The following is a 26,462-nucleotide window of genomic DNA, read 5'->3' on the forward strand; positions in this document are numbered from 1 at the left end:
TATCGGGTGCCCTCAGGTGGGGTCGTCGCCGCGTGAAAGCCGGTCCCAGCTGTCGATCTCGTCCACCGGCCCTGCGGCGGCTGCCCCGCTGCCCGTGGCCCGCACGTCGTATTTTGTGCGTGCCTTCCAGTGCCGGCCCGCCGGGACGATCATCAGTGCGACCAGCGCCAGCAGGATACCGACGACGACGGCGATCGCCGGAAATGCAGTCACGCTCACTTCGGCGCTGCTTCCGGTAACGCCGGTAGCGGCGGCGATGGAGCCCTGCGCCGCGGCCAGCGGGTCAGCCAGCACGGTGGCTGCCGCCCCGACGATGCCGGCGGAGGCCAGCACGATGATCGCCGTGATGATCCACCGCGCGATCCGTCCGGCGATGGCCGCAGCCAGGCCTCCGGCAAGGGCAACAAGTGCCAGGGCTGTGACTGCGGTGGCGGCCTTGCTCCCCTGCACCTGCAGGGCCGCCTGGGCACCGCCGGCCTGGCCCACCTGGTCCGGGTCCAGGGTGACCGAGATCCACGTCTGCGTTGTGGTGCCGAACACCGCCAGGGCCAGTACTGCGACCAGCAGCACCAGCGTGGACTTCCGGGCCCAGGCCGGAGTTCCTGCGGCTTGGGAGGGGTTGCCGGCGGCGACGTCCGGAACCGGCATCAGGCGCCCGCCTGCGTGGTAGGTCCGGCGTCGGGAATGGTCTCGGCTGAAATGTTGTGCAGGGAACCGGCGGTGTGGACTGCCCGGAGCGGGGCCGCGGCCTTGTTCACCGTTTCCAGCGCTTCGGTGGGGTTGACGGAGTCCGCCACAATGCCACCGCCCGCCTGGACGTAGGCACGTCCTTCGCGGAGCAGCGCCGAGCGGATGGCGATGGCCATGTCCATGTCACCGGCGAAGTCCAAGTAGCCCACCACGCCGCCATAGACGCCGCGCCGGTGGGGTTCCAGTTCGTCGAGCAGGCGCAGTGCCCGCGGTTTCGGGGCGCCGGACAGGGTGCCTGCCGGGAAGGTGGCTTTCAGGACGTCGTAGGCCTTGGCTTTCGGCGACAGCTTGCCCACTACGGTGGAGACGAGGTGCATGATGTGGCTGAACCGTTCCACTTCCATGAACTGGGTGACGTCCACGGTCCCGGCGACGCAGACCTTGGAGAGGTCGTTGCGGGACAGGTCCACCAGCATGAGGTGCTCGGCGCGTTCCTTCTGGTCGGCGAGCAGTTCCTCGGCCAGCGCCTTGTCCCCCTCGACTGTCTTGCCGCGGGGGCGTGAGCCGGCGATCGGGTGCGTGATGACTTCTTCGCCGGTCACGGTCACCAGCGCCTCTGGTGAGGAACCAACGATCGAGTACTCGCGGCCGTCGGCGTCCTCGAGGCTGAAGATGTACATGTACGGGCTCGGGTTGGTGTTGCGGAGCACCCGGTAGACGTCCAGGGGCGAGGCGCCGCACTCCATCTCGAAGCGGCGGGAGATCACCACCTGGAAGACTTCGCCGTCGACGATCGCTTCCTTGCCGCGGTCCAGGGCTGCGAGGTAGTCGGTTTCGTCCCAGCGTTCCTGCACGCTGGAGGCAAAATCCAGGGCGGCGGGCTCCAGGACGGAAACAGGCTGGGCCACGGGTGTGCTGATCCGCGACAGTAGGGCCTTGACCCGGGCCACGGCGTCGTGCCAGGCCTCGTCCACGCGTTCGGAGCTGTCGTCGAAGTTGATCGCATTGGCGATGAGGAGGACGGTGCCGTCCACGTTGTCGTGCACTGCCATGTCCGTGACCAGGTTCAGCGCCATTTCGGGCAGTTGCAGGTCGTCTTCGGGCGGGCTGGTCAGCCGTTCCCAGTGCCGGACCGTTTCCCAGCCCAGGAAGCCCACCAGGCCCGACGTAAATGGCGGCAGCCCGTCAAACCGGTCAGTGCGGAGGGCGTCGATGGTGTCGCGGATGGCGTCCACGGGATTGCCGTCCACAGGCACACCCACCGGCGGCTGTCCGAGCCAGTGGGCCCGGCCGTCCTTCGTGGTGAGCGTGGCGCGCGACCTGGCGCCGATGAACGAGTAGCGGGACCAGGTCCCGCCGACCGCCGCGGATTCCATCAGGAACGTTCCTGGCTGGCCCTGGGCGAGCTTCCGGTAGAGGCCAATGGGTGTCTCCGCGTCCGCCAGAACCTTGAGGCGGACGGGAATGACACGGCTGCTGCCTGCGAGTTCGCGGAACTCTTCGAGGCCCGGACTGATGATTCCAAGGTCCTGCATGGCTATGCTTTTCCGCCTGTTCTTCTTCGACGCCGGGTGGAGGGCGTCAGTTGTATGCTGCCGAAAGTATGTGGGGATCCTGGCCGGACTCCCGCCCCGGGTTGTCTCCCGGGAAGGTGGTCAGGCGGCCGTTCCGGTCTGGACTTCGAGGCCCCTGCCGTCGAAGCAGGTGCGGGTGCCTGTGTGGCACGCGGCGCCGACCTGGTCCACGCGCACGAGGAGCGCATCGCCGTCGCAGTCCATGGCAACGGACTTGACCCACTGGACGTGACCGGAGGTGTCGCCTTTGCGCCAATATTCCTGGCGGGAGCGCGAATAGAAGGTGACCCGGCCGCTGGTCATCGTGCGGTGCAGGGCTTCGTCGTCCATCCAGCCGAGCATCAGCACCTCATTCGTGTCGAACTGCTGTACAACGGCGGCCACCAGCCCGGCGCTGTCCCGCTTCAGCGCAGCGGCGACGGCAGTGGGCAGGGGTGAACCAGGGGCTGGGGCGGGGGCGGGCTGCTCAGACATCAGACCAAGTCTAGTGCCTTTGCACAGGCCCGGCCGGAGTGTGAACAACTGCACATTCGGGGTGGCGGTTCTGCTGCCCAACTCCCCCGGTGTCGTGCTAGTTTCACAAGTGATGCATTTCGTCGACCCGTCCCGAGAAGTCCTGGCCGAAACCCTGCTGGCGGCCGGCCCTGATGCCCCTACCCTTTGCAAAGGCTGGCGCACCAGGGACCTTGCCGCGCATCTTTACCTCCGCGAACGCAAGGCGGCCGTGGGGCTTGGGCTCATCATCAAAAGCCTGTCGAAGGCCTCGGACAAAGCCACCGCCAAGCTGGCGGCGAAGCTGAAGACCGCAGATGACTACACCAGCCTGGTGAACACCTTCCGGGCCGGCCCCCCGGCGCTGTCACCCATGAACATTAAGGCGCTGGACGAAAGCTCCAACCTGATTGAGTACTTCGTGCACACGGAGGACATCCGCCGCGCCGTGGACCGCTGGGCTCCCCGGCAACTCGACGAAGCGTATTCCGAGGCCCTCTGGGACGAACTGATCAAGCGCGCCGCCATTTTGTACCGCGGCGTGGACCTCGGCATTGTCCTGGTCCGGCCTTCCGGGCCGCGCCACGTGGCCAAGCGGGCCCCGGTATCGGTGGCGATCGTCGGCGAGCCCGGTGAACTGCTGATGCACGCCCACGGCCGCACACGCCATGCACTGGTGACGTTCGAAGGCCAGCCCGACGCCGTCGCCCTCCTCCAGTCCGCCGAAGTGGGCCTCTAAGAACCATGACAAAAGAACGCGGGGCCCTTGATGGGGCCCCGCGTTCTTGTTGTATTAGCGGACTTCGAAGCCTGCCTCGCGGATAGCTTGCTTGACCTGGGACATCATGTCGTCGGGGCCCCAGTGGAAGATCGATGCTGCCAGCACGGCGTCGGCTCCGGCGGCAACGGCCGGGGCAAAGTGCGCGGGCTCCCCGGCACCTCCCGAAGCGATGATGGGAACCTTCACCGCGGCGCGGACCAGGCGGATCAGCTCCAGGTCGAAGCCGTCCTTAGTGCCGTCGGCGTCGATGGAGTTCAGCAGGATTTCCCCTACTCCGCGGTCTGCGGCTTCCTTCGCCCAGGCAATGGCGTCGATGCCAGTGCCCGTGCGGCCGCCGTGCGTAGTCACTTCAAAGCCCGACGCCGTGGGCTGGGATCCGGGGCGGGTGCGGCGGGCGTCCACCGACAGGACCAAAACCTGCGAACCGAAGTGGCGGGTGATCTCGTCGATGACGTCCGGGCGGGCAACTGCAGCCGTGTTGATCGAAGCTTTGTCGGCGCCGAAACGCAGGAGCTTATCCACCTCGGCCACGCCGCGGACCCCGCCGCCGACTGTCAGCGGGATAAAGACTTCCTCGGCGGTGCGGCGGACCACGTCGAAGGTGGTTTCGCGGTTGCCGGAGGACGCGGTGACGTCCAGGAAGGTCAGTTCGTCGGCGCCCGCATTGTCGTAGCGGTGCGCCAGCTCCACAGGGTCACCGGCGTCGCGGAGACCTTCAAAGTTGACGCCCTTGACGACGCGGCCGGCGTCGACGTCGAGGCATGGGATGACTCGTACAGCTACAGCCATGGGTACTCCTGGAATTCTGCGGTGCAGTGCGGTGGGTCAGGCGGCGCTACCGCCTGGTGGCAGCTCAGATGCGGCAGGCGTGGATGCTGCTGACCAGGATGGCGCGGGCGCCCAGGTCGTAGAGCTCGTCCATGATCCGGTTGGTTTCCTTCTTGGGGACCATCGAACGGACCGCCACCCATTCCGAATCGCGCAGCGGCGAGACGGTGGGTGACTCCAGGCCGGGGGTCAGGGCTGCGGCCTGCTCCACCAGTTCCTTGCGGATGTCGTAGTCCATGAGGACATACTGGCGCGCCACCAGGACACCCTGGAGGCGGCGGATGAGGACTTCGATTTCCTTCGCGGTGCCGTTTGCGGAGCCGCCTTCTTCTGTGCGCTTGATCAGCACGGCCTCGGACTTGAGGATCGGTTCCCCGAAGATCTCCATCCCTGCGGCCTTGAGGGTGTTGCCGGTTTCGACGACGTCGGCGATGGCGTCCGCAACGCCCAGGCGCACGGAGGATTCAACGGCGCCGTCGAGGCGGACTACCTTGGCCTTGATGCCGAGTCCGGCGAGGTAGCCGCGGAGCAGGCCGTCGTAGCTGGTTGCCAGGCGCTTGCCTTCGAGCTCCTGGACGCTGGCGAAGTCGCCCACGGGGCCCGCGAAACGGAACGTGGAGGCTGCGAAGCCGAGGGGCATCAGTTCCTCAGCCTCCACCTCGGCGTCCAGCAGGAGGTCGCGGCCGGTGATGCCGACGTCGAGCGTTCCCTGGCCGACGTAGACGGCGATGTCGCGCGGGCGGAGGAAAAAGAACTCAATGTCGTTGTCCGGGTCCACCATGACCAGTTCGCGGGTGTCGCGGCGCTGGCGGTAACCGGCTTCGGACAGCATGGCGGACGCGGCTTCGGACAGGGAGCCCTTGTTGGGGACGGCTACTCGCAGCATGGGGGTCTTTCTTGTTTGGGGAGGTCTAGGAATCAGGCAAACGGGCCACGCAAGGCACGGGCAGGCCGGGATGGCCGGACGGTGCCGCAGTGGCTACAGATGCTTGTAGACGTCTTCCAGGGTCAGGCCTTTGGCGAGCATCAGAACCTGCAGGTGGTAGAGCAGCTGGGAGATTTCCTCGGCCGCGGCTTCATCGGATTCGTACTCGGCAGCCATCCATACTTCGGCTGCTTCCTCCACGACTTTCTTTCCAATGCCGTGGACTCCGGACTCCAATTCAGCGACGGTGCGGGAGCCTGCCGGGCGGGTGGCTGCCTTCTCACTCAGTTCAGCGAACAGCGTCTCGAAATTCTTCACGCCCTACAGCCTACTTGCTGCGGGCCGGAGGGCGCCTGCTGAGCCGTTGCATGACGGGCGCGGTGTGAGTGAAGACACACCGCACCCGTCACCGTGTTACTTGTACTGCTTGAGCACGACGGCGGTGGCCAGGGCGGCGGTGACGGCCTCGTGGCCTTTGTCCTCGCTGGATCCGGGCAACCCGGCACGGTCAAGGCCCTGCTGTTCGGTATCGCAGGTCAGTACGCCGAAGCCCACCGGCACGCCGGTGGCGACACTGACGTCGGTCAGGCCCGACGTCGCCGCCTGGCAGACGTATTCGAAGTGCGGCGTGCCGCCGCGGATCACGACGCCGAGGGCCACCACGGCGTCGAAGTGCGGTGCCAGCCGCGCGGCAGCGACCGGGAGCTCGAAGCTGCCGGGCACGCGCAGGACGGTGGGTTCGCCGATTCCGGCGTCCTTAGCGGCGCGGAGAGCACCGTCCAGGAGCCCGTCCATGATCTGGGTGTGCCAGCTGGCGGCAACGATGGCCAGCCTGAGCTGCGAGGTTTCCGCCGGGTTGAGGGTAGTGAGGTCGATTTCGGGTGCGCCGTGGCCACTCATGTGTCTGTTGGGTTCCGTTCAGTCTTGTTCGTGCTGGAAAGTTTCGGTCTGGAAAGATTCGGCGGCGGCGCCGGGCACCGCCACCACATGGGTGTCCAGCGTGAGCCGGTGCTCCATGCGGTCCTTTTTGGTTTGCAGGTAGCGGATGTTCTGGTCGCGCGATGGCACCTCGGTGGGAACCATCTCCACCACCTTCACGCCCGCCTTGGCGAGCCTGTTCAGCTTGTCCGGATTGTTGCTCAGGAGCCGGACCTCGTGCAGGCCCATCTCCGCCAGGACCTGTGCGGCCGCGCTGTAGGAACGCGCGTCCACTGGCAGTCCCAGTTGCTCGTTGGCTTCCACGGTGTCGAAGCCTGCTTCCTGGAGGGCGTAGGCCTTGATCTTGTTGGCCAGCCCGATCCCCCGGCCTTCCTGTCCGCGCAGGTACAGCAAGGTGCCGCCGGATGCGTGAATCATTTCCAGGGCGTAGGCCAGCTGCTCGCCGCAGTCGCAACGGTAGGACCCAAAGATGTCACCGGTGAGGCACTCTGAATGGAGCCGGACCAAGGGAGCCTTGCCGTCCGTGGGCGGGTTGGGGGAACTCACCGCGAGGTGTTCGGCGCCGGTGACGAGATCGGTCCAGGCTTGGGCGATGAAGTCGCCGAACGCCGTCGGCAGCTGCACGATGGGCCCCCCGCTGACCGGATGGTGGACTTTTCCGTTACCCGCCTGCGTGCGCTGGCTGCTGTGGTGGCTGTTGCCCGTAGCCCCGGACGCCGTCATCGTTTCTCCTCTTCTTCGCCCGGGCGTCCTGCCCGGGTGCCGCTGGGGGCCGCCGTGCCACCTGCTTCAAGGTAGGCCACCAGATCCTCGATCGAGATCAGCGGGCAACCATGTTCGGCAGCAAAGGTACGGAGCCCGTCCAGCCTCATCATTTCACCGTCGTCATACACTACTTCGGCGATCACACCCACGGGTTCCAGGCCGGCGAGCCGGCACAGGTCCACGGCCGCTTCAGTGTGGCCGGGGCGCTCACGCACTCCACCTTCAACTGCGCGCAGCGGGAATATATGCCCGGGCCGGGTCACAGATGCCGGGCCGGCGCCGGGGTCCGCAAGGATACGGGCAGTAAGGGCCCGGTCCGTCGCCGAGATGCCGGTGCTGACGCCCACCGCGGCGTCGCAGGACACTGTGTAGGCCGTGCCCTTCGCATCTTCGTTTACCGTGACCATGGGCGGCAGCTTCAGGGCGTCGGCACGTTCCCCGGCCAGCGGGACGCAGATGACGCCGGAGCTGAACCGGATGGTCCAGCCCATCAGTGCGGGGGTGGCGTGCTGGGCAGCGAAGATGATGTCACCTTCGTTTTCGCGGTCCTCGTTGTCGACCACCAGCACCGGCCGGCCGGCCGCCAAGGCACGAACGGCGTCTTCCACCGGGTCAAGGCCCGGTGCTGCGGCGGTTACCGGCTCGAGGTGTGCGGTCCCGTTCATAGGTTTCCTCCAGTGGCTGCGCTGGTGCTGAAGGCCAGCAGCCGTTCGGTGTACTTGGCAAGGACGTCGACTTCGAGGTTGACCCTGCTGCCGGTGGACTTGGCGCCCAGGCCTGTTTCCGCAAGTGTGGTGGGGATGAGCCCCACTTCGAACCAGGGTTCGGGTTCAGCTGCCGGGCTGACGGCTGTGACTGTCAGGGAGACGCCGTCGATGGCGATGGAGCCTTTTTCGGCGATGTAGCGGGCAAGGTTGCCCGGCACCCCGAAGCGAAGCCGCTCCCAGTTGCCCAGTGGCTCCCGCTCCAGAAGCTTCCCAACGCCGTCGACATGGCCCTGGACAACGTGGCCGTCCAGCCGGCCGCCGGCCGGGACGCAGCGTTCGAGGTTCACGGAGTCCCCGGCGGAGAGTTCGCCAATGGTGCTCCGGATCAGGGTTTCGCCCATGACGTCGACACTGAAGTCCCTGCCGTCGATGGAGGTGGCGGTCAGGCAGACGCCGTTGACTGCGATCGAGCCGCCCAAGGCGAGCCCTTCGGTGCTGGCCGGGGCGTGGAGCCTGACGGTTGCGCTGGTGTCGCCGTCCCGTACGACGGAGAGGACCCGTCCCTGTTCGGCAATTATTCCGGTAAACATCAGTGCCCTCCCAAGGCTGGTTCCGCGGCCGCAAGGCCCGGTTGTGGTTCCAAAGGTTGAGTATTGTGCGGACGCAGGTGGAGCCGGAGGTCCCGGCCCAGGGTCCTCACGGAGCCGCCGTCGGACTGGTCCCAGTCCCATTGCTGGGCGTCCTGCAAAGTAGTGATGCCGAGCCCGTTAAGCGCCGGTGTGCCTGAACCCAGCAGCGTGGGGGCCAGGTACACGATCAGCTCGTCGACGAGGCCGGCCGCCAGGAAAGCGCTGAGGATTCGCGAGCCGCCTTCCACCATGAGGTGGCGGATTCCTGCTGCATACAGCAGCGAGAGCGCTTCACGGGGATCACGCGTGGGCAGGTGCAGCACCCGGCCGTCCGCACCCCAAATGGCCGCATCCGCCGGAATGTCCCGCCGACCCATCACGGCGCGCAGGGGCTGCTTGCCGGAAACCTCGCCGGACGCGTCGCGGGCGGTCAGCCGGGGGTTGTCGACCAGTACGGTCTGGGTGCCTACCAGGATGGCGTCGATCCTGCCCCGCAGGCCGTGGTTGTCCGCGAGTGATTCGGGGCAGGAGATCCATTGGCTGGTCCCGTCCTCGGCGGCAATGCGGCTGTCGAGTGTCTGGGCGATGTGGAGCGTCACGAACGGCCGCTTTTCGGCAACACCCTGGAACCATTGCCGGTTCAGTTCGAGGGCCTCCCCCGCGGCCAGGCCGCTGCGCACCCTGACGCCCGCCTGCCGGAGCGTGGTGGCGCCGCCCGCGGCCGGGTCGTGGGGATCGTCCACGGCGTAGATCACGTCCGTGATTCCGGCTTCGATGATCGCCTGGGCGCAGGGCCCCGTCCGGCCAACGTGGTTGCACGGTTCGAGCGTGACCAGCATCGTGGCACCATGCAGGTCCAGGCCGGCTGCCGCTGCCTGGGCAATGGCGTCGGCCTCGGCGTGGGCCGTCCCGGCGCCGCGGTGGAAGCCCGTCGCCAGGTGCTGGCCTTCGGCATCAACGACGACGGCTCCCACCAGGGGGTTGGCGCCCCTGGGCCCGCGCAGGGCTGCTTCAAGGGCAGCGTCCATGGCTTGCGTCTCCGCCGGGCTGAAGGCCGTCACTGATTCTTCCCCGGAGGCCAGGGTTTGCTGCTTTGTGGGCGCGGTCATGGCGCGACCGCCGGCCCGGTGGCTTTGGATTCGACGCCATGAGGTGTCAGGGCGTCGAAGAGCCATCGCAAGGGGTTCATATGTGGTGTCGTTCCTTCCCTCTAGAACCGCGATGGCTCCGGGGGTATACGACAGCAGAACGCTGCGGCATCAAATGACGCCGCAGATACAGCTGTACGTGCTTCTCTCATCCAGACTTTAACTGTCGGTACCGGAATTTCACCGGTTCAACCGTCCGCCGGTTCCCTCCCTGGTGGGAAAGCGCCGACTCGCGGGTCGCGGACTGTCACCGCCGGTTCGGACTTACACCGACCCCGGAGCACGTATTGTGTGTTGCTATTCTGCCACAACCATGAAGGTGGGCTGACTATTCCGGGGACCCAGCGCGTAACGTTTGGCTGCCCGCCTTGCGCAGCCGTTCGATCGCCTCTGCGGGGTCCTCTGCGCCGTAAACCGCGGAGCCGGCAACAAAGACGTTGGCTCCCGCTTCGGCTGCACGGGTGATGGTTTCCTCGGTAATGCCGCCGTCCACCTGGATGGCCACGTCGATCCCTGAGCCGTCGATGGCAGCTCTCGCCCGGCGGATCTTGGGGAGCGTCAGGTCCAGGAACGCCTGTCCGCCGAAGCCAGGCTCAACGGTCATGATGAGCAGCATGTCCAGTTCGGCCAACATGTCCAGGTAGGGCTCCACCGGCGTGCCCGGCCGTAGTGCCATACCTGCCTTGGAGCCCCGGGCCCTCAGTTCGCGCGCCAGTTTGATGGGAGCGATGGATGCCTCGGCGTGGAAAGTGACGGAGGCAAGGCCTGCGTCGGCGAAACCCGGGGCCCAGCGGTCGGCGTCGGCGATCATGAGGTGGGCGTCGAGCGGAACGGGGCTGACGGCCTGGATCCGCTGGACCACCGGCAGCCCGATAGTGAGGTTGGGAACGAAGTGGTTGTCCATCACGTCCACGTGGACTGCGTCAGCGTTGCCGATGCGGTGCAGCTCGGCTTCGAGGTTGACGAAGTCGGCGGAGAGGATGCTCGGGTTGATGCAGCATTGCGTCATCGGGGAACCTTTCATGAGTTCAGGCCTTCTTACGGATGAGGGCGAGGAACATGGCGTCCGTGCCGTGGACGTGGGGCCAGAGCTGGGCGGTCTGGCCGTGCCCGGCGCCGAGGTTGCCGGTGAGGCTGACGGTGTCGAGTACCGCCCCGGCGTCCAGGAGCTCCAGGTCCTCGCGCTTGCGCATCACGTCGGTTACGACGGCGGTGGTTTCGGCAGGGTGCGGCGAGCAGGTCACGTAGGCCACCACGCCGCCTGGGCGGACAGCTGCCAGGGCTGACTTGAGCAGGTCGCGCTGCAGGGGTCCCAGGTCCGCGAGGTCCTTGGGGGTGCGGCGCCACCGGGATTCCGGCCGGCGGCGGAGCGCACCGAGGCCGCTGCAGGGGACATCCACCAGGACGCGGTCAAATGATTCTGCCTGCTCGGTGCCGACGTCCCGGCCATCGCCGGTACGGACGCGCCAGGCGTCCCTGGGGACGGCGGAGAGGGCCTGACTGACGAGTTTTGCCCGGTGCGGTGCCGGTTCGTTCGCAAGGAGCGTGGCGTCCCGGGCGTTGGCCAGGGCGGCCAGGAGTGCGGCTTTTCCGCCGGGCCCGGCGCAGAGGTCGAGCCAGGATTCCGGGCTGGCGGCGTTCTCAAGGTCCACGGCGGCCAAGGCGCGGGCCACCAGCTGGGAGCCTACGTCCTGGACTCGGGTTGTGCCTTCCCGCACGGACGCCAGCCTGCCGAGGTCGCCGCCGCTGGAAAGTGCCGAACCCTCAACCAGTTCACCGGGCGTGGCTCCGTTTTCGAGTGCCTCGTCGAGGCTCCCCAGCCCGGGCAGGGCCACCAGGTTGACCACGGGAGCCGCGTTGTCCGCTTCCAGCAGTTCGTTGATTTCGGTGGCGGACCGCCCATGGGCCACCAAGGCCTGGCGCATCGCGCGGACGATCCATTCGGGGTGTGCATGCCTGATCGAAGCGACCTTGGTTTCGTCGGTTTCGCCGGCGACCAGCAGGTCCAGCCATTCGTCGAGGGTGTGTGCCGTGACTTTCCGCAGCACCGCATTGATCAGGGCAGACGGGCCGGCGCCGATCACGGCGCGGGCCAGGCCAACGGTCTGGTCCAGTGCAGCGTGGGCTGGCACGCGCATAGCGAGCAACTGGTGGGTGCCGATCCGCAGGGCATCGAGGATGGCGGGATCCAGCTGGTCCAGCGGCCTATCGACGCAGCGGGCAAGGACGGCGTCGTACGTGCCCTGTCCGCGGAGGGCGCCATAGCTCAGCTCAGTGGCGAAACCGGCATCGCGCTTGTCCAGCCCGTGGTGGCGGATCCGGGACGGCAGCACTAGGTTGGCGTAGGCGTCCTCCGCGGCCACTGCACGCAGGACCTCGAAGGCCACCAGCCGGGCGGGATCTGCCCGGCGGGTCCGCTGCGCCGGCGCATTTTCGGTGAAGCTCCGTTGCGAGGGCCGGTTGCGTTCGCGGCCCTGGGCGTTGCGCTGGCTGCTGTCCCGTTTTCCGCCGCCACCACGGCCGCCTCTTTGGCCGCCGCCCCGGCCGGAGCCGCCTGTCGTTCCGCCGGACATACTCATTCGAACACCACGCTTTCAAGGGAAGCCATGCCGCGTGCCCAATCAGCCGCGGCCATCATCTTTTTGCCCGAGGGCTGGATCCGCGTGAGTTCCACCGCGTGGGAGCCGGTGCCCACCAAAACGCCCTTGTCCCTGAACACCGCTCTACCGGGCGCGAGGTCCGCCACATCCGGCCGGAGCCTGACTGGCTCCAGCTTGACCCGCTGTCCGTCGAGGGTTGTCCAGGCGCCGGGCTCGGGGGTGACCCCGCGGGCACGCCGGCCGATAGCCAAGGCCGGCTGGTTCCAGTCCAGCCGGCCGTCGTCGAAGGTCAGTTTGGGGGCGAGTGAAACGTCGCCCTGCTGCGGTTGGGGGGCAGCCTGTCCGGCGTCAATGGCGGAGAGGGTCTGTGCCAGGAGCACGGCACCGCTGTGCGACAGCCGCTCCAGCAGTTGCCCGGCGGTGTCCTCCGTGCCAACGCTTTCGGTCAGGGTCCCGAACACGGGCCCGGTATCCAGGCCACGCTCAAGCTGGAAAGTCACCGCGCCCGTGACGTCGTCCCCTGCGATCACCGCACGCTGCACGGGGGCGGCACCGCGCCAGGCAGGCAACAGCGAGAAGTGCAGGTTGATCCAGCCGTGCCGGGGAACCTCCAGGGCCGCCGGGGGGATCAGTCCGCCGTAGGCAACAATGGCCGCGACGTCCGGGCTGACGGCGGCGATCTTTGCTGTCACGTCCGCATCCACTTTGGCTGCATGGATGACGTCAATGCCGAGTTCGGCGGCGCGGTGGGCAACGGGCGACGGCGTCAGCACGTGTTTGCGTCCCACCGGGGCGTCCGGGCGGGTCAGCACCGCAACGATGTCAAAGCCTGCCTTGACGAGGGCATCCAGCGACGGCACCGCAACCGCGGGAGTGCCGGCGAAAAGTACCCTCATTCAGCCGCACCGGATGCCGTGGCACCAAAGCCTGTGCCGCCAAAGCTGGCACCGCCGAAACTGGAGCCGACCGTCTTGGCCCGCTTCGCCGTCGTGCGCTCTGTAATGGCGTCGTAGTTGGCGTTGCGGATGGAGCGCAGGGCCTTTTTCCGGTCCTCACCCTCCAGCCTGTCCGTATAGAGGATGCCGTCCAGGTGGTCGGTCTCATGCTGGAAGCAGCGGGCCAGCATGCCTTCCCCCTCGACGGTGACGGGATTGCCGTGGAGGTCGACGCCGGTGACCTTGGTGGCCCGGAAACGCCGGACCGGGAACCCCAGGCCGGGGATGGACAGGCAACCTTCCACCTGGTCCGGCTGGTAATCGTCACTGTTTTCCAGGACGGGGTTGATGATGTGGCCGTCCACCCCGCCGACGCGGTAGGTAAAGACCCGCTGGCTGACGCCGATCTGCGGCGCCGCGAGCCCGGCGCCCTCGACGTCCTCCATGGTTTCGGTCATGTCTGCCACCAGCTTGGCCAGCTCCGGCCCGAACTCCGTCACGGGATCGGCCACTGTGCGGAGCACAGGATCGCCGATGATGCGGATATTCAGAATGGCCATGTGCTGTCTTTCCTCACGGTTGGCGGATTGGGGAACCAATCCAGTTTAGGCGGTGCGCAGCAGGCTATGCCGTCCGTGCCGGGACAGGCGGTGGCGCGATGGGGAGCAAGGCTGTTCCGGCACTGATGGTGTCGGAGGAGAGTTCCCAGACACGGCGCAGCGCGCAGAACTTCCACCAGTGGTGTTTCAGGACCTCAGGGTTGGCCCGCACCGGGCGGACTTCGGTTTCACCGATGGCCACTGCCAGGAGGACGGGGTCCTCGCCATATTTCCAGGCCTCCCATTCGCCGGTGACTGGATCCACCAGGCTTTCCTCGGCCTTCATCCCAGCCACGAGCTGCATGACCACTTTGTCGTCGAGGGGCTTGACCGTGCCGTCCCGGGTGGTGCCCTTTGTTTTGTAGTCGATCACGCAGGTCCTGCCGTTAATCTTCGCCACCAGGTCCAGGGTGCCCGCGTAACCGACAGATTTGTTCCAGATGGTGATTTCTGGAGCAATGGGCTCCACCCGGTACAGCTCCCACCATTCGTCGAACCGCACGGCGAAGGCTTCCTCCCCGTTCGCGGCCAGCGCCTCCCGGGTTTCCTTCATGGCGTGCGGCCGGCCCAGGGCACGGAGGGCCACCTGTTCACAGTAGTTGTGGACGCGGTCTCCGCGCTTGGCGGCCTCATCGCGGTACGTTTCGGCGGCCTTCGCCGCCCGGTTAACCGCCTGGCGGATCTTCGCCGGACTCCCGAGGCAGTCAGCCAGCAACGGATCCTTCGCCAGGCTGTTGGCGCCCATGTACCCAAACCAGCCGTCCAGCCCGTGCGGCTGTTGACCGATCACCGTGGTGATGGACGGGACAGTGAACGGCTCCGACGTGGAGCGCGCGTACATGCGGCCATATTCGGTGGCATGGGCAAGAAGCGGATCAGTCATACAAAGACTCTTTCACAAGGGGCTGACAGAATGGCAGGCACAGTAGCCGGACATAAAAAAGGTCCGCTTCCGCTCGAAGGAGCGGAAACGGACCTTGTTATCGGTGGGCGATACTGGGTTCGAACCAGTGACCTCTTCGGTGTGAACGAAGCGCGCTACCACTGCGCCAATCGCCCCGATGCATTTGAATGCTAGCCCACCCTGCGCCGATTCGGAAATCGGGCAACAAGGGTCTGCGCGCACCCTGCGAATTACAGGCCTGTAATTCCTGAATCCCCCTAGATTCCGCGGATCCAGGGGCATCCCCTCACTGTCCGCGGCCGCCGATTTGGAGAATCCCTGAACCTCCTATAGAGTTCTTACTCGTTGGAACGCGAGGAAATGCCCAAACGGCACGGAATCACGCTAACAATGCGGACGTAGCTCAGCTGGTAGAGCACCACCTTGCCAAGGTGGATGTCGCGAGTTCGAATCTCGTCGTCCGCTCGCAGGACACTGTCACGGCAATGGCTCTCTATGAACCGGCGCTTACACGGTGGGTTGGCCGAGAGGCGAGGCAGCGGCCTGCAAAGCCGTATACACGGGTTCGAATCCCGTACCCACCTCGGTGAAAACCATGGTTTCCGGTTAATCCCGGATGGCAATGGGCGATTGGCGCAGCGGTAGCGCGCTTCCCTGACACGGAAGAGGTCACTGGTTCGATCCCAGTATCGCCCACCAAGCAAGGAAACTTGCTTCATGCAGTACGCACGGCCCGGCCGGAACGTACTTCATACGCGGACGTAGCTCAGCTGGTAGAGCACCACCTTGCCAAGGTGGATGTCGCGAGTTCGAATCTCGTCGTCCGCTCTCTTCTTTACAAGAAAACATCCCAATAAACCGGTCTTCCGGTTCCGGGCGATTGGCGCAGTGGTAGCGCGCTTCCCTGACACGGAAGAGGTCACTGGTTCGATCCCAGTATCGCCCACAGCAGCAGCTCCTCCGCCGGAGCTGCTTTTTTGTTGCCCGGATTCTGCCCGGATTTGCGCCGCGATCGGTCCGCCGTGACTTTACAGGTTTTGTCACAGCACCTTGGCACCTCCAGGAGACAGGGCTAGGATCGGTTGCGGAGGAGCGAACTGGCTCCGCGATTGAAGGGAGGTGCTCGTGGGACTGATTGACGATCTTAAGGGCAAGGCTAAAGGTCTTATCCATGGCAACGAGCAGGCCATCAAGGACGGCATCAACAAGGCCGGCGATTTCGTCGACACCAAGACCGGCGGCAAGTACGCAGGTCACGTCGACAAGATCCAGGATGGCGCTTCCAAGCTCGTTGACAAGAACGGAACGCCCGGCCAGGCACCTGCCAGCGAGCAGGTCCCTCCGGTCAACCCGGTTCCGCCGGTTCCGCCGGTCGACAAGGCTCCGTAAAAAGGATTTGGCCAGGGCTTTGCCCTAGCACGTCAAGGGGGCGCGGGTCCCGCCGGGAGGCGGCACCCGCGCCTTTGGCGTTTAAGCACAGCTTTTCGGCCATCCGCGCACGAGCCGGTAACCTGCCGGATATGCCAAAGCCCGCACCAGCCATCATCCCGGACGCTGCCACCGGCCGGTCCCGCCCCCTTTCGCAGCCGATCGTGGCGGGCATCGTGACGGCACTGGTGGGGTTCACGTCGTCCTTCGCCGTGGTCCTTGCCGGGCTCCGGGCCGTGGGCGCCAGTCCTGCCCAGGCAGCATCCGGCCTGCTGGCACTCACCCTCATTTTCGGCGTCGGCGTACTCTGGCTATCCTGGCGTTCAAAGGTTCCAGTGACGCTCGCGTGGTCCACGCCGGGAGCTGCTCTTTTGGCGGGAGCCGGAACGGTCGACGGCGGCTGGCCGGCCGCCGTCGGAGCCTTCCTGGTGACCGGCGTACTCATCTGCCTCACCGGGCTGATCCCGGCACTGGGCAGGCTGCTGGCGGGCATCCCCACGTCCCTGGCGCAAGCGATGCTGGCGGGCGTACTGCTGTCGCTGTGCCTGGCGCCCTTCTCCGCCCTGGGAACCAACCCCCTTCAAGTAGCTCCAGTCATCATCTGCTGGCTGCTGATGATGAGGTTCGCACCGCGATGGTCCGTGCCCGCCTCACTCGCGGTTGCCCTGGCGGTAATTGCCGTCCACCTGGCAACCGGAGGCGCGGGAAACCTCGAGGGCGGATTCCTGCCAGCGCCCGTCTGGACCATGCCGTCTTTCAGCCTGCAGGCCGTTGCCGGCATCGCACTGCCGCTTTTCATCGTGACCATGGCATCGCAGAACATCCCTGGCGTCGCGGTGTTGAAGTCCTTCGGCTACGCCACACCGTGGGCGCCGTCCATGCTGGTGACCGGCGCGGGAACCATGCTCAGTGCACCCTTCGGCGGCCACGCGATGAACCTGGCCGCCCTCAGCGCTGCGCTGGCCGCAGGTAAGGAAGCGGGTGAAGACAGGAGCAGCCGCTGGATCGCTGCTTTCACATCGGGCCTGGCCTATGTAGTCCTGGCCTTGTTTTCTGCAGCCCTGGTCACGGTGGTGAGCGCCGCTCCCCCGGGCCTGCTGGAGGCAGTTGCAGGGCTGGCCCTGATCGGGACGCTGGCGGCTTCGGTGTCCTCCGCGCTGGCAGTGCCGGAGGAACGGGTCGCGGCGTCCGTCACGTTCCTGGTTGCTGCCTCCGGCCTCAGCTTCGCGGGCATTGGCGCCGCTTTCTGGGCACTGGCAGCCGGACTGCTCGTACGTTCACTTCTGAAGAACCGTGGGCAGCAGGGCGTGCCCCAGCCTTAGGACGGTTCGTGGTTCTGGCCCTCCCGGGCAAGGGCAGTCAGGCGGGAGACAGCGCGGTAGTACTTCTTGGTGTACCCGCCGTGCATCATCTCGTCGGTGAACAGCTTGTCAAAGGGGACCCCGCTGGCCAGGATCGGCACGTCCTTGTCATACAGCCGGTCTGCCAGCACTACGAACCGCAGGGCAACGGCTTGCTCGGTGATGGTTTCGACGTTACGCCACACGACGCCGTCGATGCCTTCGATGAGCTGCCGGTAGCGGCTGGGATGCACGCCGGCAAGGTGTCCGATCAGCGTGCTGAATTCGTCCTGCGCCACGGTCTTGCCGTCGAACTCGGCCTTCATCTGGGCGGATAGCTCGCTGTTCTTGAGCGGGGCTGGCGGCGTGGGCAGGCCCCGGTGGCGGAAGTCCTCGCCGTCGATCCGAATGACCTCAAACTGATCCGCCAGAACCTGGATCTCACGCTGGAAGTCGACGGCGGCGAAGCGGCCGTCACCCAGCGAGCCCGGCAGGGTGTTGGAGGTTGCAGCCAGCTTGACGCCGGCGTCGGCCAGTTCACGCATTAGCCGGGACATCAGGACGGTGTCGCCCGGATCATCGAGCTCAAACTCGTCGATGCAAACCAGCTTGTAGTGGCTGAGCGCCTCCACCGTTTTGCGGAAGGAAAGCGCCCCCACGAGGTTGGTGTATTCCACGAATGTGCCAAAAGCCTTAGGCCCCGGCGCGGCGTGCCACAAAGATGCCAGCAAATGGGTCTTGCCCACACCAAAGCCGCCGTCGAGGTAGATGCCGGCCCGGGACGTGTCCTTCTTGGCAAAAAGCTTCTTGAAAAGGCCGCCACCGTTCCCTGCGCCCACACCCTGCGCAAACCCTTCCAATTCCCGGACTGCATGGGACTGGCTCGGCTGCTTGGGGTCCGGGCGGTAACTTGCGAAGGAGACCTGGCCGAACCGCGGTGAAGGATAAAAGCCCTTAAGGAGCTCATCCACCGAAACTGCCGGAGTGCGGGCGGCAAGCTGTTCGATCTGTACCAAGGTGGTCCGTTCTGCTGGTGGGTTGTCCCCAGAAAGGATACCGGCAATGCAGCACGCCTTCCCCGCCCCGGGCACGGGCCAGCCACGGAGCGTGACGAAGCCCATATTTCCCTCTATTAACGGAACAGCGGATTTCGCGTGCCGCCGTGGCTAGTGTTGAACCAGGTTCCCAGCATCCTCCAGCAGGTCCGCCGTACGTTTGAATGAAAGGCCATCACCTTGTCCTACCCAGTTGAACAGAACGAGAAGTTCGCAGCCTATGCCCGCCCTGAGCGCCTGGTTTCCACCGAGTGGCTCGCCGCGGCCCTGGAAAGCGGCGCTGTGGCCGATGGAAAGCTGGTGGTTGTGGAGTCCGATGAGGACGTCCTGCTCTATGAGACCGGCCATATCCCCGGAGCAGTCAAGATCGACTGGCACACCGACCTCAACGACGAAGTGACCCGCGACTACGTTGACGGCAAGGCCTTTGCCGCCCTGGCCTCATCCAAGGGCATCTCCCGTGACAGCACCGTAGTGATTTACGGCGACAAGTCCAACTGGTGGGCCGCCTACGCCCTGTGGGTCTTCACCCTGTTCGGTCACGAGGACGTCCGCCTGCTGGACGGCGGCCGCGACAAGTGGATCGCCGAAGGCCGGGACCTGACCACCGAGACTGCCACACCGGCACCGGGCGACTACCCGGTGGTGGAGCGCAACGACGCCCCCATCCGCGCTTTCAAAGAGGACGTGCTGGCACACCTCGGCAAGCCGCTGATCGACGTCCGCTCCCCCGAGGAATACACCGGACAGCGCACGCACATGCCTGCCTACCCTGAGGAGGGCGCACTCCGTGGAGGCCACATCCCCACCGCAGCCTCCATTCCCTGGGCGCGCGCAGCCGCAGCGGACGGGACATACCGCAGCCGCGATGAGCTCGAAGCCCTGTACCTCGGCGAGGCTGGCCTCACCGAGGGCGACGACGTTGTGGCCTACTGCCGGATCGGCGAACGTTCCAGCCACACCTGGTTCGCCCTGAAGTACCTGCTGGGCTTCGACACCGTCCGGAACTACGACGGCTCCTGGACCGAATGGGGCAACGCCGTCCGCGTTCCCATCGTCAAGGGTGCGGAGCGCGGCTCCGTCCCGGCGTAAGCTGGAGTAGATGACTACTCATGCCTTGCCCCCCTCGTTGGCGGAAATCGTGGACGACTTCCAGGCCCTCACGGAGCCCGAGCGGCTGCAGCTGCTGCTCGAGTTCTCGCGGGAACTTCCGGAGTTGCCGGACCGCCTGAAGAACCACCCTGAGCTCCTGGAGCAGGTGGTGGAATGCCAGTCGCCACTGTTCCTGACCATTGAGACGGAAAAGAACGACGCCGGCTCGGCCGACACTTTTCGGCTGTACTTCAAGGCGCCGCCTGAAGCCCCCACCACGCGGGGCTTCGCCGGGGTGCTCCTTGAGGGGCTCGACGGGCTCAGCGCGGAGGAAATCCTGGCAGTTCCGGATGACATGCCTGAACTGCTGGGCCTTACCCGTGCGATCACACCGTTGCGGATGCGCGGCATGACCGCCATGCTGGGCCGCATTAAGCGCAAGGTCGCAGCCTCGGCCCGGCTGAACAGCTAGCAGCCAGCTCGGCTTATGGGGCGCAAAAGCACTTCGCAGGGAACGCCGGCCACCGCGGTACTGACCGCGGCCGGCGTTCCCTTTGTGCTGCACCCGTACACCCACGATCCTTCCGCGGCCAGCTATGGCACCGAAGCTGCCGAAGCCCTGGGAATCGACCCGGCGAGGGTCTTCAAAACGCTGATGGTGGAGGTGGAAGGCCGGCTGGCGGTGGGCGTAGTGCCCGTCAGCGGCAATCTTGACCTGAAGGCTTTCGCGGCTGCCCTGGACGCGAAAAAGGCCACGATGGCCGATCCCAAGTCCGCCGAACGCCGGACCGGCTATGTACTCGGCGGAATCTCGCCGCTGGGCCAGCGGCAGCCCTCACCCACCGTCATCGACGGCAGTGCCGTTGCCTTGGAAACGATGCTGGTTTCCGGCGGCCGGCGGGGGCTGGACATCGAGCTGGCGCCCGCTGAGCTGATCCGGCTCACGTCCGCTATCACGGCCCCGATCGGAACGGTCAAACCCTAGCGGCGGTCTTGTCCTCCGCGAATTCCCGCCCTCCCCCAACTGGGTAGCAGCAGATGTCGTTTAGACGCCTCAAAACGACATCTGCTGCTACTTAGTTGGGCTAACCGTGACGCTTGTCTGGCCGGGGTTGACCCTCGGCGCCAGCTGCTGCCTGAGCCACGCCTTGACGAGGCGCTCCCAGCGGGCAGGATCCACGTTCCATTCCTTGGTGTGCCGCGCGTGGTTGAACGTTTCGAAGGTGACCATTTCCGGGTTTCGTTCGGCCAGCAGGGCGGATGGCTCACAGGGAACGTATTCGTCGTCGACGCTGTGCACAATCAGGGTGGGCGTGCGCAGTTCAACAGCCCGGGCCACCCAGTCCATGGCTTTGAGGTCCACCGGCGCCGAGAGCCCGGTGAGCCTGCGCCCCAAGGGGTGGCCGAGCATCAGCTGGCCATACCGACCCACGAGGGACGGGATCCTGTTAATCTCCGCATGGTGGGCCAGGACATTGACCCAGTTGATGACCGGAGCGTCAAGGACCATGGCCCGGATCAGGTGGCGGTAGCGGGACAGATCCGCCGTCTGCAGGCAGATGGCGCCTCCCATGGACCAGCCAAAAAGGACTATCTCTTCGGCCCCATTTCCCAATGCGTACTCGATGGCGGCTTCGATGTCGCGCCATTCTGTTGATCCAAGTCCATAGCGTCCGTCGTCGGCTGAAGGCGCCAGTCCATCATTCCGGTAGGACACCAGCAGGCTGGTCAGACCCAGTTCCAGGGCGGGACCGACGGCGCGCAAGGCCTCCTGGCGGGTGGCTCCCCTGCCGTGGACCATCACAGCCCAGGTGCGGGATGTGCCCCCTGCCCGCACCAGCCACGCCGGCGCCTGCCCGCCGTCGACCTCAATCAGTACATCTTCGGACGGGAGGCCGGCGGCCTCCGGAGTCGGATAGAGCGCGCCGCTCCACCAGCCCCGGTGGGCGCTGTCGAGGTCGCCGCTGTAGACGGCTTCGACCTCACGGAGGACCGTGCGTTCCGCGGGCGAGTACGACACGATGCGGCCAATGCGGGCGTGTCCCTTGCCGCCGTCGAAAAAGAACCCATACACGCCGTCCACGGTGGTATCCGGGGTGGCCGCCAGGATGACCTGCCGGCCCTGGCCTTCACGGATGACAGCCAGCACTTCCTGGTCCGCCGCCCGCCGCGGTGCAGGCGTAATGACCCTGCGCGCGAAGTACAGGGCCAGGGCTGACGACCCCGTGGCCAGCAGTCCGGCCAGGGCACCGCCCCCGATCACACCGCCGATGGTCCACTTGGCCCGCAGTGACATCCCGGCGTCCGCAGCGGGGGCAACGGTGGCCTTTGGGGCAGGGGTCCGTGTAGAAGAAGCCATGGGTCCATTCTTACCGTCCTTGGCCCGTGCGCCATATTCCGCCACTCCTGGCCCGGACAGCGGAGCGCCGGGACCGCCGGGGCAAATGGATGCAGCGGCACAGGCACAGGACTAGGCTGATGGCATGAGCGATCCCATCGTCATCCTGACCGAAGAACCCCTGGGCGCGGACGACCGCGTCAACATAGAACGGCTGGTGAACGGGGCGGATGCGCGCCTTGTGCTGCTTGTCCCGGCCAATACGGAAAGGCACCTGCTGGTGGACTTCCTGGAGCATCTGTCGCTCCTGGAGATTTCCAAGGCGTTCCGGGAGCTGACCAGCCATGCCCCGGATCCCACAGTGGAACGGGCGGAGGCATCAGAGACGCTGGCTGTGTCCCTGGGCGCCCTTGAGGGACTCGGGGCCGGAGTGACCGGCGAGGTAGTGGACGGCGGGGCGGTTAAGGGTCTGGTCGCGAAGGTCAAGGAACTCGGGGCAACACAGGCCGTAGTGGTCACCCGCCCGCACGCTGTTTCAGACACGTTCCACACCGACTGGGCCAGCAAGGCGCAGGACCAGTTGGGCATTCCTGTCCTGCATCTCTATGCGGGCTCGGGATTTATCGGTGACTCGTAAGCGTTGAACAGGCTATGAGCATCTTCGGAAACAAGATTTTTGGCAACAAGGCGACGGATTCCATCCGAGAGACGCTTCCGGCGGACCATCCCGCCGGCGCGGGCGTGAAGTCGGACGCGCAGTGGCGGCAGGAGCTCACTCCCGAGGAATACCACGTGCTCCGCGAGGCCGGCACGGAACGGCCGTATACCGGCGAATACTGGGACACCCACACCTCAGGGGTTTACCAGTGCCGGGCCTGCGGCACTGAACTCTTCACCAGTAACGAAAAGTTCGATTCGCATTGCGGCTGGCCCTCTTTCTGGGCACCACTGGCGGAAGGGACCGTCCGGTACATCCACGACCGGACGCTGGGGATGGAGCGCATTGAGGTGCGCTGCGCCACCTGCGACTCACACCTGGGACACGTTTTCGAGGGCGAAGGCTATGGCACGCCGACGGACCAGCGCTTCTGCATCAACTCGGTCTCGCTAAAGCTGGTGCCCCGGGATGAGCACGACGGCGCGGAGCAGGACGGCGGGGAACAGCCTGGTGGGGACGGCCAGTCCGGTACAGCGTCCTGAACTGCGGCGACGCCCGCGCCAGCCACGGCCGGCGCTGGAGCTGGATGCGCTTTTGAACCCGCTGAGGCTGAGAGCTTCTTATGCTTAGCCATATTTTGCATTAGGAAGTCTGGTTGCTTGCTACGCTCACCGTAGATGCCCAAGCAACAAGAAAGGCTGCCTCCAATGACTGAAACCACGATCATGGCCCCCGCGAGGATTTCCGCCGACAATCCCGGCTGGCTCCGGCTCAAGGCTGCCGCCACCTCGCTCCAGCTGCTCCAGGCCCAGGACGGATCCATCCCGGACCAGGACGGGCACGCAGCAGCCGCCGTCCACGTCGCAGCGATCGTTGAATCCATCGAGGAACTGGTGCCCCGGTTCCCCCACGACGCCGACTATCTCGCGGCAGTCACCGCCGACTTCCGGGCCTGGGCCGACGCCGGTTTCGGCATTCCGGACTTCCTGGCGTCGCTCCTGTCGTTCCAGCCACAGGAGCAGCGCCAGGACGGCCTCCAGCACCTGGTGGTCTTCCCCATGTACACCCAGAACGGCAGCAGCAGCCGTCTCGTGGAGGCGGTGCTGATCGAAGTCATCTGGCCGGAGTTCATCGCCGCCCTGGAAGCCGGCGACTACTCCAACCGGCTCTTTGTGCCCATCCGCTTCCTGGACTTCACGCCCGGGTACAACACCAACTCGGCGGTCCTCTTCCCGGAGACGGTGGCCGTCCGCGAGACGCCTACCTTCACCTGGGGCGCCATCTTTGCCGACCGCGAGGCCGCCCGGTTCCGTCGTGTCCTGCGAGCCGCTGCCGAGATCACACGACTTGAACTGCCGGCCGGCGCCGCGGAACTCCTCGAGGACCAGGAGCTGACCGAGGCGACTTTCGTGATGTGGGACCTGATCCACGACCGGACCCACATGCGCGGAGACCTGCCCTTTGACCCGTTCATGATCAAACAGCGCATGCCGTTTTTCCTCTACTCCCTCGAGGAGCTCCGCTGCGACCTCACGGCCTTCCGTGAATCGGTCCGGATTGAAAAGGACGAGGACGCCGGCCCTGAAGCCCGCCGCCACGCCAAACTGGTCCAGTACGCCATCATCTTCGACCGGATCTTCCGTTTCGCCATCACCGGCAGCAGGGTCCGCAACTACGACGGACTGGGCGGCCAGCTGCTGTTCGCCTGGCTGCACCAGCACCACGTCCTCCACTGGACGGACAGCAGGCTCAGCATCGACTGGGACCAAGTGGCGGAAGCGGTCATCGCCCTCGGGGCCAGGATCGATGAGCTGTACTGGCGCTCCATCGACCGGCCTAAAATGGCCCACTGGCTCGCGGCATACCAGCTGATCTCCGGTACGGTCACCCCGCATCCGGCCTCCGTCTGGGCGAAGGGACCGGACGCCCTCCCCCTCGCCGGAGCTCCCCGCGGCCTCACGGACCAGGTGCTCGATGACGAATTCCCGCTGTCCATGTTCTACGAGGCACTGGAGAAGAAGATGCGCCCGGTCATCGAATCCACCGCCGGCATCACTGGCAGTTCCGCGCTGTGAGTGCAGCCGATGCGATGAAGGCGAACATCCCAGACAGTGAAGCGACACTGAACGTGCTGGTCACCGGCGGCAGCGGCGCGTCCGGCATCGCCGTGGCCGGCGCGCTCCACCGTGCCGGCCAGCGGGTCTTCACCGTTGGCTCGGACCGGGCCCGCATCGAAGCGGCAGCAGGTCGGGCGGGCGACGGCGTCACCCCACTCGTGTGCGATCTCGCCGACCTCGCGGCTGTCCAGAGCCTCCGGGATTCCGTCGCGGAAACCGCCGGGCGAATGGACGCCGTCATCCACCTGGTGGGCGGCTGGCGCGGCGCGAAGGGCATTGCAGACCAGAGCGACGCCGACTGGGACTTCCTGGAGCGAGGCGCCATCACCACGCTCCGCAATGTGTCCCGGGTCTTCTACGACGACCTTGCCGCCTCCGGAACAGGCAGGTTTGCCATGGTCTCCTCCACGGCCGTGGACAATCCGACGGCGGCCACAGCCAGTTACGTGGCAGCGAAAGCCGCCGCCGAAACCTGGACCATGGCCATGGCAGAAGGCTTCAGCCGCGCCGCCTCCAGCGCTGGAGGGAAGGGCGCTGCCCCCTGGAGTGCCGCCGTCGTACTTGTCGTCAAGGCACTCGTTGACGCGGACCTCCGCCTGCAGCATCCGGAACGGAAGTTCCCCGGGGCCACCGACGTCGAAGACCTGGCTGCCGCCGTCGTTGGCCTGTTCAGCCGGCCGGCACACGAACTGAACGGCCGCAGGCTCCTGCTGGCCACCTGACCTCCTTAGACTGAAAGCGTGAACAAAGCGATGACAACCACAGCCGATTCCGGCGCGCGTACCGCCGGCCGCCTGCATGACCCGTCCGTGCGCGGCTTCGCGTCGGACAATTACTCGGGCGTCCATCCCGAGGTCCTCGCCGCCCTCGCGGCCGCCAACGACGGTCACCAGCTCTCCTACGGCGAGGACGACTACACCGCGCGGCTCCACGGACTGCTGGAGGACCATTTCGGCGCTGGCATCGAAAGCTTTCCGGTGTTCAACGGGACGGGCGCCAACGTGCTGTCGCTGCAGTCCCTGCTGCCCCGCTGGGGCGCCGTCATCTGCGCCTCCACCGCCCACATCAACATGGATGAAAACGGCGCTCCCGAACGGATTGGCGGGATCAAGCTCCTGCACGTCCCCACCCCGGACGGAAAACTGACGCCGGAGCTGATCGACCGCGAGGCGTGGGGCTGGGGCGACGAGCACCGCGCCCAGCCATTGGCCGTCTCCATCACCCAGACCACCGAACTGGGCACGTGCTACACGCCCGCTGAAGTCCGGGCCATCGCCGACCACGCCCACGCACGGGGCATGAAGCTCCACATGGACGGGGCAAGGCTTGCCAACGCCGCGGCACACCTGCAGGTGCCGTTGAGGGCATTCACGCGCGACGCCGGCGTGGACATCCTGTCCTTCGGCGGCACCAAGAACGGGCTGCTTTTTGGTGAAGTGGTAGTGGCCCTGAACCCGGAGGCCGCCCACGGCCTGGTCTACCTGCGCAAGATGAACATGCAGCTGGCATCGAAGATGCGGTTCATGTCCGCCCAGTTCATCGCACTCCTGGAGGATGGCCTCTGGCTCCGTTCGGCATCCCACGCCAACGCGATGGCCACCCGCCTGCGTGCGGCGGTTGACAAGATCGAGGGGGTTCAACCAACCCAGAAGACTGAATCCAACGGAGTGTTCGCCGTCCTCCCGGAGGGCGTAGCGGACAGGCTTCGGGAATCCTTCCGTTTCTACGACTGGAACGAAGCAGCCCGGGAAGTCCGGTGGATGTGTTCTTTCGATACAAGCGAGGAGGACGTTGATGATTTTGTGGCCGCAATCCGCCAAGAGCTGGCCGCCTACAACGCAGGCAATGCCGCCACGTAGCAAAAGGTGGCCGACGGCGAGCCTGCACTGCCTGTCCCCGGCTGTTGCGTAACCTGCGA

Annotated in this window: 29 protein-coding genes, 6 tRNA genes and 1 riboswitch; of the genes, 16 read left to right on the forward strand and 19 right to left on the reverse strand. The window is 66.0% G+C overall.

All coding sequences use genetic code 11. The annotated features are described in order from the left end of the window. Positions 1-12: 12 nt before the first annotated feature. The 3 genes from V9L17_RS10615 to hisI form a co-directional block, all read right to left on the reverse strand. Entirely contained in the window at positions 13-648 is a 636-nt protein-coding gene (locus V9L17_RS10615) for a Trp biosynthesis-associated membrane protein (RefSeq protein ID WP_337351411.1), read from the reverse strand. Then, positions 648-2,225 carry an anthranilate synthase component I gene (locus V9L17_RS10620; protein WP_337351412.1) on the reverse strand — a complete coding sequence of 526 codons (1,578 nt, stop codon included), beginning with the start codon at positions 2,223-2,225 and terminating at the stop codon, positions 648-650. The genes V9L17_RS10615 and V9L17_RS10620 overlap by 1 nt, the downstream gene beginning before the upstream one ends. Positions 2,226-2,345: 120 nt before the next feature. Further along, positions 2,346-2,738, reverse strand: coding sequence for a phosphoribosyl-AMP cyclohydrolase (gene hisI / locus V9L17_RS10625; RefSeq protein WP_337351413.1), 393 nt, complete (start codon positions 2,736-2,738; stop codon positions 2,346-2,348). 112 nt (positions 2,739-2,850) lie between these two features. Between hisI and V9L17_RS10630 the strand changes: the two genes are divergently transcribed. Beyond that, entirely contained in the window at positions 2,851-3,495 is a 645-nt protein-coding gene (locus V9L17_RS10630) for a TIGR03085 family metal-binding protein (protein ID WP_337347845.1), read from the forward strand. Between the two features lie 54 nt (positions 3,496-3,549). On the opposite strand, the gene hisF is transcribed toward V9L17_RS10630, so the two are convergent. The 14 genes from hisF to V9L17_RS10700 all read right to left on the reverse strand — a co-directional run bounded on the left by hisF (position 3,550) and on the right by V9L17_RS10700 (position 14,671). Beyond that, positions 3,550-4,326, reverse strand: coding sequence for an imidazole glycerol phosphate synthase subunit HisF (gene hisF, locus V9L17_RS10635; RefSeq protein ID WP_337347844.1), 777 nt, complete (start codon positions 4,324-4,326; stop codon positions 3,550-3,552). 64 nt (positions 4,327-4,390) lie between these two features. Then, positions 4,391-5,251 (reverse strand): ATP phosphoribosyltransferase, encoded by an 861-nt coding sequence (gene hisG / locus V9L17_RS10640; protein ID WP_337347843.1) that lies wholly within the window; start codon positions 5,249-5,251, stop codon positions 4,391-4,393. Positions 5,252-5,344: 93 nt separating this feature from the next. Beyond that, positions 5,345-5,608, reverse strand: coding sequence for a phosphoribosyl-ATP diphosphatase (locus tag V9L17_RS10645; protein WP_028270786.1), 264 nt, complete (start codon positions 5,606-5,608; stop codon positions 5,345-5,347). Between the two features lie 96 nt (positions 5,609-5,704). Beyond that, positions 5,705-6,190, reverse strand: a complete 486-nt coding sequence (ribH, locus tag V9L17_RS10650; protein ID WP_337347842.1) for a 6,7-dimethyl-8-ribityllumazine synthase — start codon at positions 6,188-6,190, stop codon at positions 5,705-5,707. A gap of 18 nt (positions 6,191-6,208) precedes the next feature. Beyond that, the gene (ribA, locus tag V9L17_RS10655; RefSeq protein ID WP_337351414.1) at positions 6,209-6,952 is read right to left on the reverse strand and encodes a GTP cyclohydrolase II; all 744 of its coding nucleotides are present in this window, start codon (positions 6,950-6,952) and stop codon (positions 6,209-6,211) included. Beyond that, positions 6,949-7,659, reverse strand: coding sequence for a 3,4-dihydroxy-2-butanone-4-phosphate synthase (gene ribB, locus V9L17_RS10660; RefSeq protein ID WP_337351415.1), 711 nt, complete (start codon positions 7,657-7,659; stop codon positions 6,949-6,951). Before ribB ends, ribA begins: the two co-directional genes overlap by 4 nt. After that, entirely contained in the window at positions 7,656-8,291 is a 636-nt protein-coding gene (locus V9L17_RS10665; protein ID WP_337351416.1) for a riboflavin synthase, read from the reverse strand. Before V9L17_RS10665 ends, ribB begins: the two co-directional genes overlap by 4 nt. After that, positions 8,291-9,439 (reverse strand): bifunctional diaminohydroxyphosphoribosylaminopyrimidine deaminase/5-amino-6-(5-phosphoribosylamino)uracil reductase RibD, encoded by a 1,149-nt coding sequence (gene ribD / locus V9L17_RS10670; RefSeq protein WP_337351417.1) that lies wholly within the window; start codon positions 9,437-9,439, stop codon positions 8,291-8,293. Before ribD ends, V9L17_RS10665 begins: the two co-directional genes overlap by 1 nt. Positions 9,440-9,613: 174 nt before the next feature. Continuing rightward, positions 9,614-9,766: riboswitch (FMN riboswitch) on the reverse strand. A gap of 40 nt (positions 9,767-9,806) precedes the next feature. Then, entirely contained in the window at positions 9,807-10,487 is a 681-nt protein-coding gene (gene rpe / locus V9L17_RS10675; RefSeq protein WP_337347863.1) for a ribulose-phosphate 3-epimerase, read from the reverse strand. 19 nt (positions 10,488-10,506) lie between these two features. Then, positions 10,507-12,051, reverse strand: a complete 1,545-nt coding sequence (locus tag V9L17_RS10680) for an RsmB/NOP family class I SAM-dependent RNA methyltransferase (protein ID WP_443198030.1) — start codon at positions 12,049-12,051, stop codon at positions 10,507-10,509. A 2-nt stretch (positions 12,052-12,053) separates the two neighbouring features. After that, positions 12,054-12,974 (reverse strand): methionyl-tRNA formyltransferase, encoded by a 921-nt coding sequence (gene fmt / locus V9L17_RS10685; protein WP_337351419.1) that lies wholly within the window; start codon positions 12,972-12,974, stop codon positions 12,054-12,056. Next, the gene (gene def, locus V9L17_RS10690) at positions 12,971-13,573 is read right to left on the reverse strand and encodes a peptide deformylase (RefSeq protein WP_337351420.1); all 603 of its coding nucleotides are present in this window, start codon (positions 13,571-13,573) and stop codon (positions 12,971-12,973) included. The genes fmt and def overlap by 4 nt, the downstream gene beginning before the upstream one ends. A 64-nt stretch (positions 13,574-13,637) precedes the next feature. After that, positions 13,638-14,495 carry a cytochrome gene (locus tag V9L17_RS10695; protein WP_337347834.1) on the reverse strand — a complete coding sequence of 286 codons (858 nt, stop codon included), beginning with the start codon at positions 14,493-14,495 and terminating at the stop codon, positions 13,638-13,640. 104 nt (positions 14,496-14,599) lie between these two features. Continuing rightward, a tRNA-Val gene (locus V9L17_RS10700) sits at positions 14,600-14,671 on the reverse strand. A 237-nt stretch (positions 14,672-14,908) separates the two neighbouring features. On the opposite strand from V9L17_RS10700, the gene V9L17_RS10705 reads away from it, so the two are divergent. The 7 genes from V9L17_RS10705 (at position 14,909) to V9L17_RS10735 (ending at position 17,266) form a co-directional block, all read left to right on the forward strand. Beyond that, a tRNA-Gly gene (locus V9L17_RS10705) sits at positions 14,909-14,981 on the forward strand. 48 nt (positions 14,982-15,029) lie between these two features. After that, positions 15,030-15,100: transfer RNA gene (locus tag V9L17_RS10710), tRNA-Cys, on the forward strand. Between the two features lie 40 nt (positions 15,101-15,140). Further along, a tRNA-Val gene (locus V9L17_RS10715) sits at positions 15,141-15,215 on the forward strand. A gap of 56 nt (positions 15,216-15,271) precedes the next feature. Further along, a tRNA-Gly gene (locus V9L17_RS10720) sits at positions 15,272-15,344 on the forward strand. 46 nt (positions 15,345-15,390) lie between these two features. Next, positions 15,391-15,462 (forward strand) — tRNA-Val (locus V9L17_RS10725). 179 nt (positions 15,463-15,641) lie between these two features. Further along, positions 15,642-15,905 carry an antitoxin gene (locus V9L17_RS10730; protein WP_337351421.1) on the forward strand — a complete coding sequence of 88 codons (264 nt, stop codon included), beginning with the start codon at positions 15,642-15,644 and terminating at the stop codon, positions 15,903-15,905. 131 nt (positions 15,906-16,036) lie between these two features. Beyond that, on the forward strand, positions 16,037-17,266 hold the full coding sequence (locus V9L17_RS10735; protein WP_337351422.1) for a benzoate/H(+) symporter BenE family transporter: 1,230 nt from the start codon (positions 16,037-16,039) through the stop codon (positions 17,264-17,266). Here the strand turns inward: V9L17_RS10735 and zapE are convergent. Then, positions 17,263-18,300 carry a cell division protein ZapE gene (gene zapE, locus V9L17_RS10740; RefSeq protein ID WP_337347862.1) on the reverse strand — a complete coding sequence of 346 codons (1,038 nt, stop codon included), beginning with the start codon at positions 18,298-18,300 and terminating at the stop codon, positions 17,263-17,265. The genes V9L17_RS10735 and zapE overlap by 4 nt on opposite strands. Before the next feature lie 219 nt (positions 18,301-18,519). Here zapE and V9L17_RS10745 point away from each other — a divergent pair, with 219 nt between their 5' ends. From V9L17_RS10745 to ybaK, 3 genes are read left to right on the forward strand one after another with little or no spacing between them, the layout of a single operon-like run. Beyond that, positions 18,520-19,431 carry a sulfurtransferase gene (locus V9L17_RS10745; protein ID WP_337351423.1) on the forward strand — a complete coding sequence of 304 codons (912 nt, stop codon included), beginning with the start codon at positions 18,520-18,522 and terminating at the stop codon, positions 19,429-19,431. Positions 19,432-19,441: 10 nt separating this feature from the next. After that, positions 19,442-19,903: a SufE family protein gene (locus V9L17_RS10750; RefSeq protein WP_337351424.1), complete on the forward strand. Its 462-nt coding sequence runs from the start codon at positions 19,442-19,444 to the stop codon at positions 19,901-19,903. A gap of 15 nt (positions 19,904-19,918) precedes the next feature. Beyond that, positions 19,919-20,416 (forward strand): Cys-tRNA(Pro) deacylase, encoded by a 498-nt coding sequence (ybaK, locus tag V9L17_RS10755; RefSeq protein ID WP_337351425.1) that lies wholly within the window; start codon positions 19,919-19,921, stop codon positions 20,414-20,416. Between the two features lie 87 nt (positions 20,417-20,503). On the opposite strand, the gene V9L17_RS10760 is transcribed toward ybaK, so the two are convergent. After that, positions 20,504-21,790, reverse strand: coding sequence for an alpha/beta hydrolase family protein (locus tag V9L17_RS10760; protein WP_337351426.1), 1,287 nt, complete (start codon positions 21,788-21,790; stop codon positions 20,504-20,506). A 124-nt stretch (positions 21,791-21,914) separates the two neighbouring features. Between V9L17_RS10760 and V9L17_RS10765 the strand changes: the two genes are divergently transcribed. From V9L17_RS10765 to V9L17_RS10785, 5 genes are all read left to right on the forward strand, one after another. Further along, entirely contained in the window at positions 21,915-22,406 is a 492-nt protein-coding gene (locus V9L17_RS10765; RefSeq protein ID WP_337347827.1) for a hypothetical protein, read from the forward strand. A 14-nt stretch (positions 22,407-22,420) separates the two neighbouring features. Then, positions 22,421-22,969, forward strand: coding sequence for a peptide-methionine (R)-S-oxide reductase MsrB (gene msrB / locus V9L17_RS10770; protein WP_337351427.1), 549 nt, complete (start codon positions 22,421-22,423; stop codon positions 22,967-22,969). Positions 22,970-23,134: 165 nt separating this feature from the next. Beyond that, on the forward strand, positions 23,135-24,502 hold the full coding sequence (locus V9L17_RS10775; RefSeq protein WP_337351428.1) for a DUF6421 family protein: 1,368 nt from the start codon (positions 23,135-23,137) through the stop codon (positions 24,500-24,502). A 14-nt stretch (positions 24,503-24,516) separates the two neighbouring features. Then, positions 24,517-25,266: an SDR family oxidoreductase gene (locus tag V9L17_RS10780; RefSeq protein WP_337351520.1), complete on the forward strand. Its 750-nt coding sequence runs from the start codon at positions 24,517-24,519 to the stop codon at positions 25,264-25,266. Positions 25,267-25,296: 30 nt separating this feature from the next. Then, the gene (locus V9L17_RS10785; protein ID WP_337351521.1) at positions 25,297-26,403 is read left to right on the forward strand and encodes a threonine aldolase family protein; all 1,107 of its coding nucleotides are present in this window, start codon (positions 25,297-25,299) and stop codon (positions 26,401-26,403) included. Positions 26,404-26,462: the final 59 nt, after the last annotated feature.

The organism is Pseudarthrobacter sp. CCNWLW207, from assembly GCF_037203945.1.
Taxonomy (GTDB): domain Bacteria; phylum Actinomycetota; class Actinomycetes; order Actinomycetales; family Micrococcaceae; genus Arthrobacter.

Coding starts and splice junctions, on each gene's coding strand:
- hisF (WP_337347844.1), bottom strand. CDS start 4,326: ATGGCTGTAGCTGTACGAGTCATCCCATGCCTCGACGTCGACGCCGGC.
- V9L17_RS10760 (WP_337351426.1), bottom strand. CDS start 21,790: ATGGCTTCTTCTACACGGACCCCTGCCCCAAAGGCCACCGTTGCCCCC.
- hisG (WP_337347843.1), bottom strand. CDS start 5,251: ATGCTGCGAGTAGCCGTCCCCAACAAGGGCTCCCTGTCCGAAGCCGCG.
- V9L17_RS10695 (WP_337347834.1), bottom strand. CDS start 14,495: ATGACTGATCCGCTTCTTGCCCATGCCACCGAATATGGCCGCATGTAC.
- rpe (WP_337347863.1), bottom strand. CDS start 10,487: ATGACGCAATGCTGCATCAACCCGAGCATCCTCTCCGCCGACTTCGTC.
- ybaK (WP_337351425.1), top strand. CDS start 19,919: ATGGGGCGCAAAAGCACTTCGCAGGGAACGCCGGCCACCGCGGTACTG.
- ribD (WP_337351417.1), bottom strand. CDS start 9,439: ATGACCGCGCCCACAAAGCAGCAAACCCTGGCCTCCGGGGAAGAATCA.
- V9L17_RS10765 (WP_337347827.1), top strand. CDS start 21,915: ATGAGCGATCCCATCGTCATCCTGACCGAAGAACCCCTGGGCGCGGAC.
- def (WP_337351420.1), bottom strand. CDS start 13,573: ATGGCCATTCTGAATATCCGCATCATCGGCGATCCTGTGCTCCGCACA.
- V9L17_RS10750 (WP_337351424.1), top strand. CDS start 19,442: ATGACTACTCATGCCTTGCCCCCCTCGTTGGCGGAAATCGTGGACGAC.
- V9L17_RS10775 (WP_337351428.1), top strand. CDS start 23,135: ATGACTGAAACCACGATCATGGCCCCCGCGAGGATTTCCGCCGACAAT.
- msrB (WP_337351427.1), top strand. CDS start 22,421: ATGAGCATCTTCGGAAACAAGATTTTTGGCAACAAGGCGACGGATTCC.
- hisI (WP_337351413.1), bottom strand. CDS start 2,738: ATGTCTGAGCAGCCCGCCCCCGCCCCAGCCCCTGGTTCACCCCTGCCC.
- V9L17_RS10615 (WP_337351411.1), bottom strand. CDS start 648: ATGCCGGTTCCGGACGTCGCCGCCGGCAACCCCTCCCAAGCCGCAGGA.
- V9L17_RS10680 (WP_443198030.1), bottom strand. CDS start 12,051: ATGTCCGGCGGAACGACAGGCGGCTCCGGCCGGGGCGGCGGCCAAAGA.
- V9L17_RS10780 (WP_337351520.1), top strand. CDS start 24,517: ATGAAGGCGAACATCCCAGACAGTGAAGCGACACTGAACGTGCTGGTC.
- V9L17_RS10665 (WP_337351416.1), bottom strand. CDS start 8,291: ATGTTTACCGGAATAATTGCCGAACAGGGACGGGTCCTCTCCGTCGTA.
- V9L17_RS10735 (WP_337351422.1), top strand. CDS start 16,037: ATGCCAAAGCCCGCACCAGCCATCATCCCGGACGCTGCCACCGGCCGG.
- ribH (WP_337347842.1), bottom strand. CDS start 6,190: ATGAGTGGCCACGGCGCACCCGAAATCGACCTCACTACCCTCAACCCG.
- ribB (WP_337351415.1), bottom strand. CDS start 7,659: ATGAACGGGACCGCACACCTCGAGCCGGTAACCGCCGCAGCACCGGGC.
- V9L17_RS10630 (WP_337347845.1), top strand. CDS start 2,851: ATGCATTTCGTCGACCCGTCCCGAGAAGTCCTGGCCGAAACCCTGCTG.
- V9L17_RS10785 (WP_337351521.1), top strand. CDS start 25,297: ATGACAACCACAGCCGATTCCGGCGCGCGTACCGCCGGCCGCCTGCAT.
- ribA (WP_337351414.1), bottom strand. CDS start 6,952: ATGACGGCGTCCGGGGCTACGGGCAACAGCCACCACAGCAGCCAGCGC.
- fmt (WP_337351419.1), bottom strand. CDS start 12,974: ATGAGGGTACTTTTCGCCGGCACTCCCGCGGTTGCGGTGCCGTCGCTG.
- V9L17_RS10620 (WP_337351412.1), bottom strand. CDS start 2,225: ATGCAGGACCTTGGAATCATCAGTCCGGGCCTCGAAGAGTTCCGCGAA.